This window comes from Candidatus Accumulibacter contiguus (genome assembly GCF_012940005.1).
GTDB classification, from domain to species: Bacteria; Pseudomonadota; Gammaproteobacteria; order Burkholderiales; family Rhodocyclaceae; genus Accumulibacter; species Accumulibacter contiguus.
The window spans coordinates 22,404-38,279 of record NZ_SPMX01000026.1 but is presented as its reverse complement, the minus strand read 5'-3'; the positions used below and the strand labels follow the sequence as shown (position 1 = coordinate 38,279).

Here is a 15,876-nt window from a genome sequence, read left to right as displayed (position 1 = left end):
TCCGCATGCGCAGGGTTTGCGAAGATGGACTTTTCCGGAACACTCCTTTACGGTTCGCGGACCGACTCATCGAGTGCCTTGATCAGCGGCCATAGCAGATAGGAAATCACCGAGCGCTTGCCCACCGTGATCTCGGCGCTGATGGTCATGCCGGGAAGCAGGCGAGCGTGTTTGGGAAGCCGGTTGAGCTGGGTCGTGGTCAACCGGATACGGCCCAAATAGTAGGCCTCGCTGCCGCCAACAGCGACGTTCTCGCGACGGAAGGCGTCTTCGCTGATCGTGCGCAGTTCTCCATCCAGGGCACCGTGCAACTGGAAGGGATAGGCATCCACCTTCATGTGCACCCGGTCGCCGAGTTTGACATAACCCACATCCGCGGATTCGATCTGGACCTCGGCCTCCAGGCCCTCTCCCAGGGGAACCAGGGTGAACAAGGCTTCGGCGGCCTTGGCGACGGAACCGGCGGAGAGCTTGGCGACCTCCAGCACCACGGCGTCAGAGGGTGCGGTCAGGACCACCAACTGGTGACGTTTGTCCGCCTTCTGCAACTGCTCGTTGACCGAATCCCGCTCACGGGAGAGGGCGAGAAGTTCCTCCATGATTTTTTGTCGCCAGCCGGTCTGGAAGGACAGACGTTCGGCTTCCAGTCCAGTACGTTCCTTCTGGAGTTCCTGTTCCCGACTACGGGCCATTTGGGCGCCTCGCTCCGCTTCGAGCAGGCGATCCTGGGCGTCCAGCAGGCGGGCGCGCACCGCGTATTGCTGGGCTACCAGGGGTTCGAGCATGGCGACCATTTCCCGGAGTACCTGGACGCGGGAATTCATCGCGGTCTGGTCGCGGCGGTTGGTTTCCTGGGACGCCCGGAGGCGGGCAATATTTTCATCCAGTCGTCGCATCTGGGCGAGATAGCTGGCCTGTCGCTCGTCGGCAAGGCGGCCCTGGATCTTCTTGTCATCACTGGCCATGGCGTCGGTGGTAACGGTTTTGCCCGACAGTTCCGCTTCCAGTCTGGCACGTTCATTATCGAGGCTGCCCAGGCGGGTCCTCAACTGGGTTTCATCCGCTTCGGTAAAGGTCGGGTCGAGGGTGGCGAGTTGCTCCCCCTTTTTCACGATCTGCCCGGGCTTGACATTGATCTGCTGGATGATGGCGGTGTCCAGCGGTTGCAGGACGATATTCGGCAGAGGGGTGATCAATCTTCCCCGGGCGGTGATCACCAGGTCGATTTCCGAGAAGGTCGCCAGCAGGAGGAAGGCAAGCAGTGCCAGAGCGAGGAGGTGCAGGGTGAAACTGGCCGAGCGGGGCAGTGGCCGCCTTTCGATTTCGTCCGCATCGGGCAGGAAATCCAGGGCAGGCTGATCAACCGTCTGCCGGGACCACAGCCGGCGAATCAAAGATGGCCTGTCTGTTGGTTCCATAGGTGCTGGTAGGTTTGACAGCGAGAAAGCAGTTGTGTATGCGTACCCCAGTCCGACAAGCGGCCATTCTGCATGACCAGAACCACATCGGCATTGATCAGGGTGGACAATCGGTGGGAAATCATCATCACCGTCCTGCCCACGGCGATCCGGGACAGGTTGCGGATGAAAATGGCCTCGCTCTCCGGGTCGAGAGCACTGGCGGCTTCGTCGAGAATCAGGATGTTGGGCTTGGCCAGCAGGGAACGGGCAATCGAAAGGCGTTGTTTCTGCCCGCCACTCAGATTCGATGCGTTCTCCTCCAGCAGCGTGTCGTATCCTTGCGGCATTCGTTCGATGAATTCATCGGCCCCGGCCGCCTGGGCGGCCGCGACGATTTCCTCGATGCTGGCATCGGGCTTGGTGATGGTGAGATTGTCGCGAATGCTGCCGCGGAAAAGAAAATTCTCCTGCAGGACTACCCCGATCTGGCGGCGGAGATGAGAAAGATCGATCTCCCGGGCATCGATGCCGTCAAAGCGGACGAGGCCTTCCTGCACCGGGTAGAGTCCCTGGATCAGCTTGGTCAGGGTGGTTTTTCCTGAACCACTGCGTCCCACGACACCGACGACGGCGCCCGCCGGGATCGTGAAGCTGGTCCGGTCCAGTGCATTGACGCTGGCGCCAGGGTAGCGGAAGGTCACCTCCTCGAAGGTGATCTGTCCTTTCAGCAGGGGCCGCAGGCCGCCGGCGCCGATCCGTCCTTCCGGAGGCCGGTTCATGATTTCCGCCAGCATGCGCACGGACACGGCCGTCTGCTGATATTCGTTGATCAGGCTCACGATCTGGATCAACGGATTGATCACTCGTCCCGACAGCATCTGAAAGGCGATCAGTACCCCGACGCTCATGGTCTGATCGAAGATGCTCTGGGCACCGATGAAGACGATCACCACCGGCATCAGCTTGCCCAGGAAGTCCGTGGCCAGGTTGCCGGAAATCGCCAGTTTTCCGACTGCGAAATGGGCGTTGATGGCTTCCGCCGATAACTGGTCCCAGGCCTTGCGCTGCACCGGTTCGATGGCCAGGGCCTTGACCGTCCGCATGCCGTGGATGGTCTCCACCAGCAGCGCCTGGCGGACGCCTTCGGCACTGTTGAGCCGGTCCAGACGTTTGCGGAAAGTGGGTAGCAAAATGGTGATGATGAGGGCGATGATGAGAGCGAATCCCAGCACGATCAGCGCCAGCTTGAAGGAGTAGGTGAACAGCAGCGGCAGGAAGATCACCAGGGCCAGAGCATCCATGCCGGCAAACAGCAAACGGCCGGTGAGGAAATGGCGGATGCCTTCCAGTTGCTGCATCTGGCGGGTGACCACCCCGGCGGTGGAGAGCTCGAAAAAGTCGATCGACAGGGAGAGCAGGTGGCCGAAAGCCCGGCGGGTCACATGCATGTCGATCTTGTTGGTCGCCGCCAACAGCAGTATCTGGCGCAGATAGCCGAAGGCCGCATCGAACAGCATGGCAATGATCACCCCGGCGGTGAGCACCATCAGGGTCGATGCATTCTGGTGTACCAGCACCTTGTCGATCACTACCTGGAAGAACAGGGGTGAGGCAAGGGCCAGGACGTTCATCGCCATGCCGGCGATGAACACGTCCCGGAAGGCGGTGCGCTGCTTCAGAATTTCCGGAATGAACCAGCGCAGGCCGAAAGGCTGTTGCGCATCGAAGAGCGAATGAGCCCTTTTGAGCAGGATGACATCGCCGCCCCAGATCGCGCCAAACGCCTCTTCGGAATAAAAGGTGATCGCTACCGCACCAGCACAGGGATCGACGACCGCCACCTGTTTGCTCTCTCCCTCCTGCCGGATCCCGACCACGATCACGCCGGCACCCGTGTTGAGGCGGGCCAGCACGGGGAACACCCCTTGCTGGGCGACGAGTTTGCTCCAGGTCAGCCTGTCCGCCTTCGCCTTCATGCCGATGTCGGCGGCCATCCGCAACACCAGGGGCGCTGCCGGCTCTTCATCCGCCAGGGCGAAATCGTGGATCAGGCGTTCAGGATTGATCCTGATCCCCTGATTCTGGGCGATCGCGGCGAGGCACTGAACAACGCTGTGCGAGAATTTTTCAGTCATTACCAGGAAATTGCTGACGTGAGGCCAGAGGCCAAGGTGTCATTGAATTGTCGATAAGCTTGCATGCTGCCAGAGGCAGCGGCGACTTTACCATTTTCCACCACATAGGCCGTCACCAGGTGCAGAAGCTCATTGCTTCCTTTCTTTCCCGATCCACGCAAGGTCTTCCCATCGAAAGCAGCCACTCCGTCTACAACGCCGACCACCCCCGCGATCCACTGCCGAAACCGCTCCTCGAATCCCTTCGCATCCAGCACCCGAAAGAGATCGCCAAACGGGTCGTGCGACGGGGTGCCTCCCTTCAGAGACCACCCGAATCGTTCCCGCAAGCACTGTTGCCGATCCCGACACCAGTCCGCTACCTCCACCCAATGGTCGGCGCCACACAGGATCGCGCATAAAGCCATCACTACCATCTCCATCAAGACGTACCGCTTCGCCGGACCTCGACGGCTATCCGGCAATCCCGAAAACGTTTCTACCAGAGTCATCCGGCCACCCTCCCAAAAAGAGGAAGTAGACCCCATGGCCATTCCAAAATCAATACTTCGTCATAGAGGATAGGTAGCGAGCATTGTCAGTTGCTTACGACATTTGCGTAGGCGATTGCCCTGCTGTTTGGCCATTTGGTTGGTGATATTGTGTCTATAGTGGGTATCATATAGGCATTCTGCCACTAAACAACCACCGGCTAAAGCCGGTGGGTCTATGTTGCGGACTGAAAGTCCGGATACGCGTCGCCTAAACGACGCGTCCTAGTCAGCGAATCCTTGAGCGCGGCCTTCAGTGGCACCACCTGCCGATCGCGGACCTGAACGCACCGGGTTCCGGGTTCGAGGCGGATTGGCCCGGCGTGGCCTTGCAGTTGCACCGGTTGGTCGCCGATGGCGGCCGCGTCCTGGTCCATTGCCGAGGGGGACTGGGTCGCGCCGGGACGGTGGCGGCCTGCCTGCTGGTGGAACTCGGCGTGGCGCCGCAGGACGCGATCCGGCGAGTGCGTGCGGCTCGGCCCAATGCGATCGAAACTGCGGCGCAGGAGCGCTACATCCTGGGCTATAGGCCGAGACCGGCCTGAGCCGCCACCTGTATCGAGGCACACATCATGGACTGGTTCGAACGCATCACGGGTTTCAGGGAGGACGGCTACGACGAGACGCGCGCGCGGCTGTCGATCGTCAACGGGCGACTGCACTCGCGCAACAGCGCGCGCACCTGCGCCGTCGGGCAGTTGGAGACGCCCAGCTTGGCGGAATTGCGGCTCCGGGCGGCAGGCCTGGTCAGTGGTCAGGGGCCCACTCGCGTTTCGTGCGTAGCGGGCGATGTGCGGCGCATGCACGCCAACCGCGGCAACGCGGGTGCGCTGTTTCAGGTGGCTTCGCAGTTCAATCTGCTGGAGATGGTTTCGGAGAGGGTCACGCCGGAGCAGGGAGTGACGCGCTACGAGCAGGACGCGACCCAGGGGCCCGCCTGCGCCATCGCTGCGGGGGCCGGCACCATCTACCGCAACTACTTTGCACCGGTGGATGGGCAGTTCGGCCAGCGCGTGGATCGGCAGATCGACTGCCTGCACGACATCGGTACCGCTCTGGACAATGTGCAGGATCGGCTCTGGCAGATGCGCAACGGCTACTGCCTCACGAATGATGAGGGCCTTGCCAAGGTCGATGATCTGTTGTCATCGATGGATTCGGCGCAACTCGATGAGCTTCGAGGGCGACTGCGCATTGGCGTGCATTGGGATGTCGAGGTGACGGACGAGGGCGCCGGCCATCGGGTGTCTCAGGTCTATTGTTCAGCACTTCCGGTGAGCTATAACCGAATTCAGAGACCGGCGAACTGGGCGCGCTTTGCAACACTGATCCTCGAGGCAACCTATGAGGCCACGCTTTTGTCGGCGATGCTCAACATGCAGCAGCACGGCAGCCCGGTGGTGTACCTGACGCGTGTGGGAGGCGGCGCCTTCGGCAACAATGCGCGCTGGATCGCTGCGGCAATTCGCAGAGCCCTGTCCTCCATGCAGAATGCAGGAATCGAAGTCCGGATCGTCAGCTATTCAACGCCAGGGCAAGACATGCTGGAACTCGCAGATGAATTTGCAGCTATCACCAAGTAGAAGGCTGCGTCGGCCGGCGGCTGCGCAGGAAGAGCCGTCGCGTCTTGGAGTAAGTTCCGCCAATATAGTTACAAAATAGACGACAATGGCCGTGGTTCTCATACCACACATGAAAGCTGCCTGATCTGTAGCCCATTTAATGGAACGAACTACTAGTACCAGGGCGCCGGGAATGCGCATTGTCCAGAAGCGTGGCGTCCGTCTCCGGGGAGACCACCCGACAGCGTTGCTGATCGGCTTTCAGGGTGAGGCAATATTCTTCGGCCTCCGCCTGACTGTTGAAATTCGCGATGTACAACTGATACCAGGATTGCTGAACGCCGTCACCTTCCTCGATGCGGCCTTTGAGCTGTGGCTGGAGGCTGCGCCCTTCCATGTAAAATGGATAACGATTGTGCAGGTCACGCCAGGTTGCGTCGATCGTCGAGTGATGATAAAGACCGGCCAGTTCCACCTGCCAGAGAGTGTCCGCGCTTGCTTGCGAACCCTCGTACACCGGGATGACCGGCATGGCTTCGGTAGACAGCGGTAGCCGCCGGGTCGAACCGGCAGTGGCTTCGCCGCCGGCCGGTGCACGGCGCTCTGCCTTCAACCCGCCGCCCAGAGCCTGGAACAGGCTGATGTAACCCCGAAAAAATTCCATTCGGATCCTCTGGTAGTCGTCCAGGTAGCGGTGATAACTGCGTTGGGTTTCCAGCAAGCTCAGATAGTCGGTTCCTCCCACCGCGTAGACCCTGATGTTGATATCCCAGGCACGGCGAGCGGCCTTGCTGGCTTCCCATTGGGCGGTCAGGCGCCGTTCCGCCAGGCGAACAGAAGTCAGAGCGCTTTCCACTTCCTTCATGGCCTGGTAGACGGTGCGCGCATAGCTTTCCACCATTTCTTCGCGGACGGCTTGTGAGAACAGCTGCTCGTTCCGCTTCCTGCCACCATCGAAAATACTGACGACCAGGTTGTCCACGACATTCCAGAACAAGGTTTGGGGCTGGAACAGTTGCGACAGGGCAATGCCGCTGTAGCCGATCTGTGCCGACAGGTCCATGGGGGGGGAGAATGCGCGCCCGGGCGACGTTCACGTCGGCATTCGCGGCCAGAAGCTGGGCTTCCGCCACGCGCACATCGGGCCGGCGTAGCAGCAGGGCCGAGGGCAGGCCAGGGGCCACACTCGGAATGGTCAGGGAGTCGAGTCCGTCATTGGAGAGCTTGAGTTTGCCGGGGACCGTACCCAGCAGAAACGCCATGGCGCCAATGGCGTCGAGCTTCTGCTGTTCCAGGGTGGGGATGGTTGCGCGTATGGCGAAAATTGCCGCCCGTTGCTGCTCAAGTTCGGAAAGGGTGGCGTCGCCAGCCTTGACCCGCTTCTCGATGGTGGCCAGGGTTGCGCTCAGCACTTCTTCGGTCTCGACTGCGATTCTGAGGCGATCATTGAGGGACAGGAATTCAACGTAGTGGGTAGCGAGGCTGGCCGTCAGATTCCTCTGGACGTTTTCCCGTTCATGGACGGCCCGCCAGAGCTGAAAGTTGGCGGATTCCGCCAGGGCGCTTTGCTCGCCCCAGATGTCCAGCCGCCAGTCCGCCCGGATGCTGGCCTGATAGGTGCGTTGCGAAGTTCTGTTGCTGCTCACATTCGAGACGCCGCCAGCCGGAGCCGTTCCTACCGTAACGCCACCGGGAGACTGTTGCGCAATCACCAAGGGAGCGGAAAGGCCTGGATATTTACCCGCAGCGGCCTGCTCTGCCCTGGCCTTGGCCTGGACGATACGGTTCAGCGCAATCCGGATATCCGGATTGTTGGAGAGCGCACGATCGATCAGACCCTGGAGTTCACGGTTTCCGAAGTCACTCCACCAATCCACCGGAGTTTCGGCAGGGGCTGGTTCCGGTGGGTTCGATGGACTTGCTTCCGCGGGCGGAGCGGCGGTCTGCCCTGAAGTGGACGGGGCCGTCCCGGTACTGGCCGCATCCTGGTACTGAGCGGGCAGGGAAAGATCGGGTATGCGGTAGCTGCCTGGCAGGCTGATGCAGCCAGTCAGTGCCTGTACACAAAGCAGGGTCCACAGCCCATGCCGGCCGGCAAGGTGCGACCTGTTTGAAGCTGCAAGCTTTTGATTCATTCGGTCAAAGCAGTTGGCCTGTCCAAGAGAGCTGCAATCACCGGTTCGCAGCTCCCGCCGCCACCGCCTCAGCATGCGCGTTTGATGCGCCAGGAAAGGGTTGAATTATCGCTTGTATTGTGCAAGTTTGAACGGGATTTTCGGCCTTGATCATCATTCCGGCCACCCACGCTACGCCACCACCTGCATCAGATAGGGCTGCTTGGGCGGGCGAGGTCGTCGGTGCGCCGGTCGTGGGGGCAGCGGCATGCGCTGGCGGATCTGCGTTGAGTGCGAAGTCCGCAAGGACTACGTCCAGGTTTCGGCGATGTAGCCGGATCAGTGTCACCATTGAGGCAAACCTCGATTTTTCAACGATATTCATAAAGGATTGATACAATCCGTTCATCCGATAACCTTCGCGACCAGCTTCGAGAGTCTGATCGATTGACAGAAAGAACGCACGATGATCTGGACCTCAAAATCCCCCATACCAAGGCCGGCCTGGAGCACGCCGACCCGAAGGATCTGATCGGATACTTCCGTTGGGAAGAAACTTAGGGAAGGTCCTGGCGAATGAGCGACCATCGACTCAACGTAGCCAACCGCGGTCAGGTATTTACGCCCGAGCGGATCGTGCGCCTCATGTTGGGATTGCGACAGCAACAAGGTAGAGTGCTTGAACCCTCGGCGGGCGATGGTGCGTTTTCGACGCGCATCGCGAACTGCGTCGCGATTGAGAATGACCCGGCAGTGGCTCCGGAAGGGGCTTTGGTCACAAACTTCTTCGCCTACCCCGAGACGGAGCGATTCTTCACCGTCATCGGCAATCCGCCGTATGTCCGCTATCAGGATATCGAACCGGCGACCAAGGCGCTGCTCAACGCCAAACGCTTCGACGCCCGTAGCAACCTGTACCTGTTCTTTATCGAGAAAGCGGTGCGGCACCTGAAGCCGAGAGGAGAACTGATCTTCATCGTGCCTCGCGACTTCATCAAGCTTACGGCCGCTAGACACTTAAATGCCTGGTTATACGAGCAAGGTACGATCACTCACTGGATCGAAACGGGAGATCAGAAGATATTCCAGGGTGCGGTGCCGAACTGTGCCATATTCCGCTTCGAACTCGGGAATTTCTCACGTACGACGAAATGGCAGGTTCTCGGCGACCAGGATTGGGAAGATCGCAGGTTTACCGAGATGAAAGGCCAGATCGCCTTCCTGGAAGCGGGAATGACTGTCCCCTTGTCGTCGCTGTTCGACGTAAGAGTCGGGGCTGTGTCCGGGGCCGATCCGGTCTTTGCGCATCCCGAGGGCAACGTCGAGTTCGTCTGCTCGAAGACGCGCGATACTGGAGAGACGCGCCGGATGCTCTATAACATCCAGCATCCCAGCCTGTTACCACACAAAGAGCATCTATTGGCGAGACGGGTTCGGGCCTTTGATGAGGGGAACTGGTGGAAATGGGGCCGGGCCTATCACCAATCGTCCGCGCCCAGAATCTACGTAAACAGCAAGACTCGTCGACAGCAGCCTTTTTTTTGTTCATGACTGTCCTGCCTACGATGGATCGATCCTTGCTCTGTTTCCGAAGTATCCCGAGATGGATCTCGGCCGGGTAGTGGATCTGTTGAACAGCGCCGTCCCGTGGGAGCACCTCGGCTTTGTCGTGGATGGACGTTTCCTGTTTAGCCAGAGGACCCTAGAAACGGCCATGCTTCCCGCAGTGTTCCGCGAAATGCAGAAGCCGGCACTAATCAAAACCACTGCCGGTGTGACGGGGCCTGCACGTCAGCAGAAGATCGCATAGCTGTGTTACGGTCGGTGTGGGACCGTCCCTCGTGGCTTCCTTGGCTCGGGTCTGGCTTCGGCTCCGCTCAAGCCGAACATTTCCAGGATCCTTCAACGAAGCCCGCTCCGAAGAGCGGGATGAGACATCCTGAACGGGTACATCTGCGATGCCCGGATCACCCTTCAACGAAGCCCGCCCCGAAGAGCGGGATGAGACCAACATTGTCAATAAATTGATGACGAAGTTGCTCCAGGTTGTGGTCGGCCGTGAAGAGTACCGGGCTGGCGAGATCGATGTCGGCGAGCGCCCGCTTCAGGGCCTGCCGCGCATCTGCCACGGTGACTGCCAGGGGCTCGCTGCTGCCCGTTCCACGGATGGCCCAGGCGACGCTGTCGGCAACCAGTTCGCAGTCCCGGCGCAGGTCCAGACCATCCTCGATGACGGCGGCGATCCCGTAGATGCCCATGAGCGCGAGCAGCGTGCGCGCGGCCACGTCTTGGCTTTCATCTCCACCGAAGCGGTAGCGGCGCAGGCGCGACAGGCTCAATGCCCCGGACAGCTTGATCTCTTCGACCAGGACTCCTTTCGGGCTGATCGTCGGTGCGATGTTGCCGTGGTTGATCTCCGAGGGGCGCTCTGCTCCAGGTGGTGCCTTCTCTCCCTCAGGGACCAGTCGGTAAGAGGCGCCCTCGCGGATCACCCGCCCGGCATCCAGCGTAATGCCCAGTGGATCGAGGCGCCCGCCTGCCCGATGGATAGGCGTCGCATGGGTACCGTAGATCTCGACGCTCACTGCCGCCGGCCATTTCCTCTCCTGCCCCTTGTTGCCGTGCAACCCCGTCGAGTCCCAACCGCCGAACAGCAGCACGGCCGGATCGTAGCGCAGCAAGGCCGAGGCATCGGCCGGGCAGGCGGCGATGACCGCCTGCCCAATGGCGGTGTTGCGGAATGACTCACCGTTGAGAGAGGAGTCGCGCAGGATCGCGTCGTATGCCCGATGGGGTATCTGGTCGTTGGTGTCTGTCTCGCGATGTGCGGCTTGAGGGCCACCAAGCCCTGCGCAGCCAGTCGTGTCAAAAGACTAGTACGCCTGCATCAGGGAATCATCGCCTATAATGTCCCGCGAATTTCCCATCTCGTTCCCATTTTTCCATTTCCAGAGAGGGGATGTTCGTGAGTCGCTCACGCAACTTTCACATCAATCAAGCGGAAGGAGAATGCTTCATGAGCAATCTGATAGTGGTCGCCTACGACGATCCATTCCAGGCCGAGGAGGTGCGCACCAGGCTGCGCAAGTTGCAGCAGGACTACCTGATCGATCTCGAGGACGCGGTGGTCGCGGTCAAGGACGACAAGGGCAAGGTGAAGCTGCACCAGATGTTCAACCTCACCGCCAGCGGCGCGCTGAGCGGCGGCTTCTGGGGGACGCTGATCGGCCTGATTTTCATGAATCCCCTGCTCGGTCTGGCGGTCGGCGTCGGGGCGGGTGCAGTCAGCGGGGCGCTGAGCGATGTCGGGATCAACGACGACTTCATGAAGAACCTGGCGGCGACTTTCCGGAATGGCAGCTCGGTGCTCTTCGTGCTGGTACGCAAGGCGACGCCCGACAAGGTTCTCGAAGAGTTGCAGGGGACCGGCGGCAAGGTGATCAAGACTTCGCTCACCCACGAAGAGGAAGCCAAGCTGCAGGCGGTGCTTGACGCTACTACCCAGGCAGCAACCGCCGGCGAGGCCTGAGCCACCCCCGAGGGTCGCCTGAAAACAATCAGTGGCTGTCGTGGATCCCTCCGGCAAGGTGATCATCGTTTCTCCTGTAGTGCGCTTCCACGTGCATCGAGCAAGCAGGCGGTGATGTCGGTTTTCTCGCTTTCCGGAACTTGATCGGTTGCCAAGGACCTTAATTGAACGACGCACGTACTCTGCCTGCACACCGAGGGTCGAGGCGCATACTGAGGGAATGGCCGATGGGAAAGGAGATTGGCAACAACGGTTTCACCGCTGACGACTTTGTACGTTTCAGCCAGCGACTGGCGCTGGAGACACGGCACGCCCAGGACGCCTACGCCCGTGGCGATTTCGCCAACACCGGCCTGGTCGCAGGTTTCGAACTCGAAGCCTGGCTGATCGACGAAAACCTGTTCCCGGTGCCGCGCAATGTGTCGTTTCTGGCGCGCATGGCCAGCCCGCTGGTGGTGCCCGAGTTGTCGCGCTTCAACGTCGAACTCAACGGCACCCCGCAGCCTCTGTGCGCTACGGCGCTGTCGCTGCTGGAGAACGAACTCGTCGCTACCTGGCAGCAGTGCCTGCGCGTCGCAGCGCTTGAAGATGCGGCCCTGATCGCCATCGGCACGCTGCCGACCATCCGCGAGGCCGATCTGTCGCTGGCCAGCATGTCGCCATACAGGCGTTACGCGATGCTCAACGAGCAGATTCTACTGCTCCGTGGCGGTCGGCCACTGACGCTCGATATTGCCGGCATCGAAAACCTGTCCACGACGCACGCCGACGTGATGCTCGAAGCGGCGACCACGTCTTTCCAGGTGCATCTGCAGACGCCGGCCAGCGAAGCGGCGCGTACCTATAACGCGTCGCTGATTCTCGCTGCGCCGCTGCTGGCGCTGTCCGCCAATTCGCCGTTCCTGTTCGAGCGCGCACTCTGGCATGAAACGCGCGTGCCGCTCTTCGAGCAGGCCGTCGATTGCTGTGACCCCGGACATCCGCAGCATATGCGGGTGACTTTCGGCTCGGGCTACCTGGGTGCCGACCCGACGGCGTGTTTCGCCGAGAATCTGGCGAATTATGCGGTGCTGCTGCCGGTCGAAATACCGGGGCCGGTCGAGTCGTATGCTCACCTGCGCCTGCACAACGGCACCATCTGGCGCTGGAATCGCCTGCTCATCGGCTTTGACGACAACGAGTTGCCGCACTTGCGCGTTGAACAACGGGTGATGCCCGCCGGGCCCAGCATCATCGACATGATCGCCAATGCGGCCTTCTATTACGGCAGCGTACGCATGCTCGCGAGACAGGATCTTCCGCCCGAATCACAACTGCCTTTCGCCATCGCACAGGACAATTTCTACCGTGCCGCGCGGGACGGTTTCGACGCGCAACTGATGTGGCTCAATGGACGCCGCATGCCTGCCGGCGAGTTGCTGGAACAGGTCTTGCTGCCGCTGGCGCGCGCTGGGCTGGTGCAGCTCGATCTGGCGGCCGCCGACATCAAGCGCTACCTGGAGGTGATTTCCGGCCGCTTGCGCAGCCGCTGCAATGGTGCAGTCTGGCAGCTCGCCCATTACCGGAAACACCATGACTTCTTCCGGCTGACCGCCGATTATCTCGACCACCAGCGCCACCTCATGCCCGTGCATGAGTGGCCGATATGAGTGCTGCATGCTGACTGTCCTCGACACCCTGCCCGAACGTTTTCTTGACACCCCGGCCCGCGAACTGCACCGCATTCTGCCCGGACCGACGCTGATCCACTTGCCCGGACGCCGTCCGACGCCGCTGTTCGTCTCGGTGCTGCTGCATGGCAACGAAGACAGCGGCGTCGTCGCGCTGCAGAGTGTTCTGCGCGCCTACGCCGGACGGCGGCTGCCACGGGCACTGTCGATTCTGATCGGCAATATCAGTGCAGCGCGTGTGGGAATGCGCCGGCTCGACCAGCAACCCGACTACAATCGCGTCTGGCCAGGGGCGATTGCCCACACGGATTCGCCGGAGCACGCGGCGATGAGCGAGGTGCATCGCTTGATGCAGGCACGCGGCCTCTTCGCCAGTATCGATATTCACAACAACACCGGTCTCAATCCGCATTACTGCGTGGTCAATCAGATCGACCAGACGGTCCTGCACCTGGCCTTGCTGTTTTCCCGCACCGTCGTCTGCTTCCGCGGCCTTGCAGGGACACAGACGACGGCGTTTTCGCCACTTTGTCCGGCCCTGACCATCGAATGCGGCAAGCCCGGAATCGCCGCCAACGAGGCGCATGCTGCACGCTTCGTCGAAGCCTGCCTGCATCTCGCGCAGTTCCCGTCCCACGACGTGCACGAGCATGACATCGATCTCTACCATACGGTCGCGACGGTGCGGGTGCCGATTACGGCATCGTTCGGCTTTGGCAAGGCGTTGGCCGACATTGATTTCGATCCCCAGCTCGATCACATGAATTTCCGACAGCTCGATCCCGGTACGGTCTTCGGACGCACGCGCCTGCCTTTGCCGGTCGAGGTGCGTGACGAGGGCGGAAGCGACGTGACGGCGGAGTTCTTCGACTGCCGCGCGGGGATGATCCGTTTGCGGCGCGCGGCCATGCCGGCGATGTTGACGCTGGACGAGCGGGTCGTTCGCCAGGACTGTCTGTGTTACCTGATGGAAAGACTGCCTTTTCCCCGCCGCGAACACGCTGCCCTGGAGTTGTGCGCTAGCGTCATCGACTAGCAACCGGGCCAAGAATCAAGAATACGCATAGCACATGGGAAAACTGCTGCTGGCACCAATGGAGGGTCTGGTCGATGACGTTCTGCGTGACGTACTGACGCGTATGGCGGCCTACGATCTGGCGGTGAGCGAATTCATTCGCGTGTCGGGCAGCCTGCTGCCGATACGGGCCTTCCGCCGCATCTGTCCCGAACTCGCGCATGCCAGCCGCACGCGGGCGGGTACGCCGGTGGCCGTGCAACTGCTTGGCAGTGACCCGGCCTGTCTGGCAGAGAACGCCGCACAACTGGTCGAACTGTCGCCGGCGGGAATCGATCTCAACTTCGGTTGCCCGGCACCAACGGTCAATCGCCACGGGGGCGGCGCTTCCTTGCTCGCCGATCCCGAACGACTATTTCGCATCGCTACTGCGGTCAGGCGAGTGATCCCGCCGGCGATTCCGTTCAGCGCCAAGATGCGGCTCGGTATCCGCGATACGGCGCGGACGCTGGATTGTGCGCGGGCGCTGGCTGCGGGCGGCATCGTGTCGCTGGTGGTGCATGCACGCACCAAGGCCGAAGCGTATCGACCTCCAGCGCACTGGGAATGGGTGGCGCGCATCAGTGAGGTCGTGCAGCAGCCAGTGATCGCCAACGGCGAAGTATGGACCACCGACGACCATTGCCGCTGCTGCAAGGTCAGCGCTAGCCAGGACGTGATGATCGGGCGTGGTGCGGTCGCCGATCCTTTTCTCGCCCAGCGCATTCGTGCGCTGGCGGCCGGCGAGGTGATCGCTAGCGATCGTTCGCGCGACTGGCAGCGACTGCTACCGATGCTGGCTTCTTACTGGCAGCAGGTCTGTGCCAAGGTCTCGGCACGCCAGGCGCCGGGTCGCCTCAAGCTCTGGCTGCGGGCGCTGCGACGGAATTTCGTCGAAGCCGAGGCACTGTTCATCGCGGTTCGGTCGCTGCGCGACGTCGCTGAGGTCACGCGCGAACTGCTGCGACACGGCGTGCCGGTGCTGCCGCCGGTCGTCTAGCGGATCAATCGATGTACGGCAACTCCCGCGTTCCTGCGAGCGCCCAGAACGGCATTCATCCGCATTTGTCGATGCTGCTCGATCGCCATGCCGGCACGCCTTTTCGCAAGCCGTATGCCGACTACAATCGTGTCGCGTTCGTGGCGAGCCTGCAGCGTTTTCAGTACGCGGCACCGGGGACGCCATTGATCCTCGACTCATGCTGTGGGGTAGGGGAGAGCAGCCTGATTCTTGCCAGAGCGTTTCCGGACCATTATGTGATCGGGGTGGACCAGTCGGCAGTACGGCTGGCGCGCGGCCAGCGTGACCAACAGGGCGGTTCCGCCTGGCCATCCAACCTCGATCTGGTGCGTGCCGACGTCGTCGATTACTGGCGCTTGCTGCACACCGCGGGTATTCGGCTCGATCGTCATTACCTGCTTTATCCCAATCCGTGGCCGAAGATTGCCCACCTGAGCCGACGCTGGCATGGCCATCCGGTTTTTCCGGCCCTGCTCGGGCTCGGAGGGATGCTTGAGTGTCGGAGCAACTGGCCGGTCTACCTGGCGGAATTCTGCTTCGCGGTGCAGCAAATGACGCAACGCCCAGCGCTGATCGACCAGTACTTTCCGGATCCACCGATGACCCCCTTCGAACGCAAGTACCTGGCTTCGGGTCATCGCCTGTTCCGTACCATCATCGATCTGGCTTGAGGTCGGCATTTACGGACTGCGGGTCGAAAACCCTGGCTACGAGAGATTCCTCGTTGTGGAGATGAGCACAAGCGTCGTAGAATAGCGCTCCTGGCGGACGTCGTATAATGGTAATACCCTAGCTTCCCAAGCTAGAGCCGAGGGTTCGATTCCCTTCGTCCGCTCCATCTTGACCGCAGGTGATGGGGCC

Annotated in this window: 12 protein-coding genes, 1 tRNA gene and 3 pseudogenes; 9 read left to right on the top strand and 7 right to left on the bottom strand. The window is 61.2% G+C overall.

From position 1 onward, the window contains the following. Positions 1 to 47 precede the first annotated feature (47 nt). From E4Q08_RS10885 to E4Q08_RS10875, 3 genes are read right to left on the bottom strand one after another with little or no spacing between them, the layout of a single operon-like run. The gene (locus E4Q08_RS10885) at positions 48 to 1,418 is read right to left on the bottom strand and encodes an HlyD family type I secretion periplasmic adaptor subunit (RefSeq protein ID WP_169070407.1); all 1,371 of its coding nucleotides are present in this window, start codon (positions 1,416 to 1,418) and stop codon (positions 48 to 50) included. Further along, entirely contained in the window at positions 1,391 to 3,535 is a 2,145-nt protein-coding gene (locus tag E4Q08_RS10880; RefSeq protein ID WP_169070406.1) for a peptidase domain-containing ABC transporter, read from the bottom strand. Before E4Q08_RS10880 ends, E4Q08_RS10885 begins: the two co-directional genes overlap by 28 nt. After that, complete coding sequence (locus tag E4Q08_RS10875; protein WP_169070405.1) at positions 3,535 to 4,026, bottom strand: ISAs1 family transposase; 492 nt, start codon at positions 4,024 to 4,026, stop codon at positions 3,535 to 3,537. The genes E4Q08_RS10880 and E4Q08_RS10875 overlap by 1 nt, the downstream gene beginning before the upstream one ends. Positions 4,027 to 4,301: 275 nt before the next feature. On the opposite strand from E4Q08_RS10875, the gene E4Q08_RS10870 reads away from it, so the two are divergent. Then, on the top strand, positions 4,302 to 4,610 hold the full coding sequence (locus E4Q08_RS10870) for a phosphatase domain-containing protein (RefSeq protein WP_288129804.1): 309 nt from the start codon (positions 4,302 to 4,304) through the stop codon (positions 4,608 to 4,610). A gap of 27 nt (positions 4,611 to 4,637) precedes the next feature. Beyond that, entirely contained in the window at positions 4,638 to 5,648 is a 1,011-nt protein-coding gene (locus tag E4Q08_RS10865) for a hypothetical protein (protein WP_169070403.1), read from the top strand. A gap of 136 nt (positions 5,649 to 5,784) precedes the next feature. On the opposite strand, the pseudogene E4Q08_RS10860 reads toward E4Q08_RS10865, so the two are convergent. From E4Q08_RS10860 to E4Q08_RS10850, 3 genes and pseudogenes are all read right to left on the bottom strand, one after another. Continuing rightward, positions 5,785 to 6,693, bottom strand: a pseudogene (locus tag E4Q08_RS10860) (TolC family protein); the annotation flags it as partial. 235 nt (positions 6,694 to 6,928) lie between these two features. Beyond that, positions 6,929 to 7,762 (bottom strand): annotated as a pseudogene (locus E4Q08_RS26110) (TolC family protein); the annotation flags it as partial. Between the two features lie 37 nt (positions 7,763 to 7,799). Continuing rightward, positions 7,800 to 8,150 (bottom strand): hypothetical protein, encoded by a 351-nt coding sequence (locus E4Q08_RS10850; RefSeq protein WP_169070401.1) that lies wholly within the window; start codon positions 8,148 to 8,150, stop codon positions 7,800 to 7,802. Positions 8,151 to 8,317: 167 nt separating this feature from the next. Between E4Q08_RS10850 and E4Q08_RS10845 the strand changes: the two are divergent. After that, positions 8,318 to 9,551 (top strand): annotated as a pseudogene (locus E4Q08_RS10845) (Eco57I restriction-modification methylase domain-containing protein). A 157-nt stretch (positions 9,552 to 9,708) separates the two neighbouring features. Here E4Q08_RS10845 and cas7g read toward each other — a convergent pair. Further along, positions 9,709 to 10,539, bottom strand: a complete 831-nt coding sequence (cas7g, locus tag E4Q08_RS10840; protein WP_169070437.1) for a type I-G CRISPR-associated RAMP protein Csb1/Cas7g — start codon at positions 10,537 to 10,539, stop codon at positions 9,709 to 9,711. Positions 10,540 to 10,757: 218 nt separating this feature from the next. Here cas7g and E4Q08_RS10835 point away from each other — a divergent pair, with 218 nt between their 5' ends. The 6 genes from E4Q08_RS10835 (at position 10,758) to E4Q08_RS10810 (ending at position 15,853) form a co-directional block, all read left to right on the top strand. Next, complete coding sequence (locus E4Q08_RS10835) at positions 10,758 to 11,270, top strand: DUF1269 domain-containing protein (RefSeq protein WP_034916397.1); 513 nt, start codon at positions 10,758 to 10,760, stop codon at positions 11,268 to 11,270. Positions 11,271 to 11,497: 227 nt separating this feature from the next. Next, positions 11,498 to 12,919, top strand: a complete 1,422-nt coding sequence (locus E4Q08_RS10830; protein ID WP_169070400.1) for a glutamate-cysteine ligase family protein — start codon at positions 11,498 to 11,500, stop codon at positions 12,917 to 12,919. Positions 12,920 to 12,926: 7 nt separating this feature from the next. After that, a complete protein-coding gene (locus E4Q08_RS10825) occupies positions 12,927 to 13,976 on the top strand; it encodes a M14 family metallopeptidase (RefSeq protein ID WP_034918400.1) in 1,050 nt (349 codons plus the stop codon). 34 nt (positions 13,977 to 14,010) lie between these two features. Continuing rightward, on the top strand, positions 14,011 to 14,994 hold the full coding sequence (locus E4Q08_RS10820; protein WP_034918398.1) for a tRNA dihydrouridine synthase: 984 nt from the start codon (positions 14,011 to 14,013) through the stop codon (positions 14,992 to 14,994). Between the two features lie 11 nt (positions 14,995 to 15,005). Next, positions 15,006 to 15,686 carry a tRNA (guanine(46)-N(7))-methyltransferase TrmB gene (gene trmB, locus E4Q08_RS10815; RefSeq protein WP_169070399.1) on the top strand — a complete coding sequence of 227 codons (681 nt, stop codon included), beginning with the start codon at positions 15,006 to 15,008 and terminating at the stop codon, positions 15,684 to 15,686. A gap of 93 nt (positions 15,687 to 15,779) precedes the next feature. Next, positions 15,780 to 15,853: transfer RNA gene (locus E4Q08_RS10810), tRNA-Gly, on the top strand. Positions 15,854 to 15,876 lie beyond the last annotated feature (23 nt).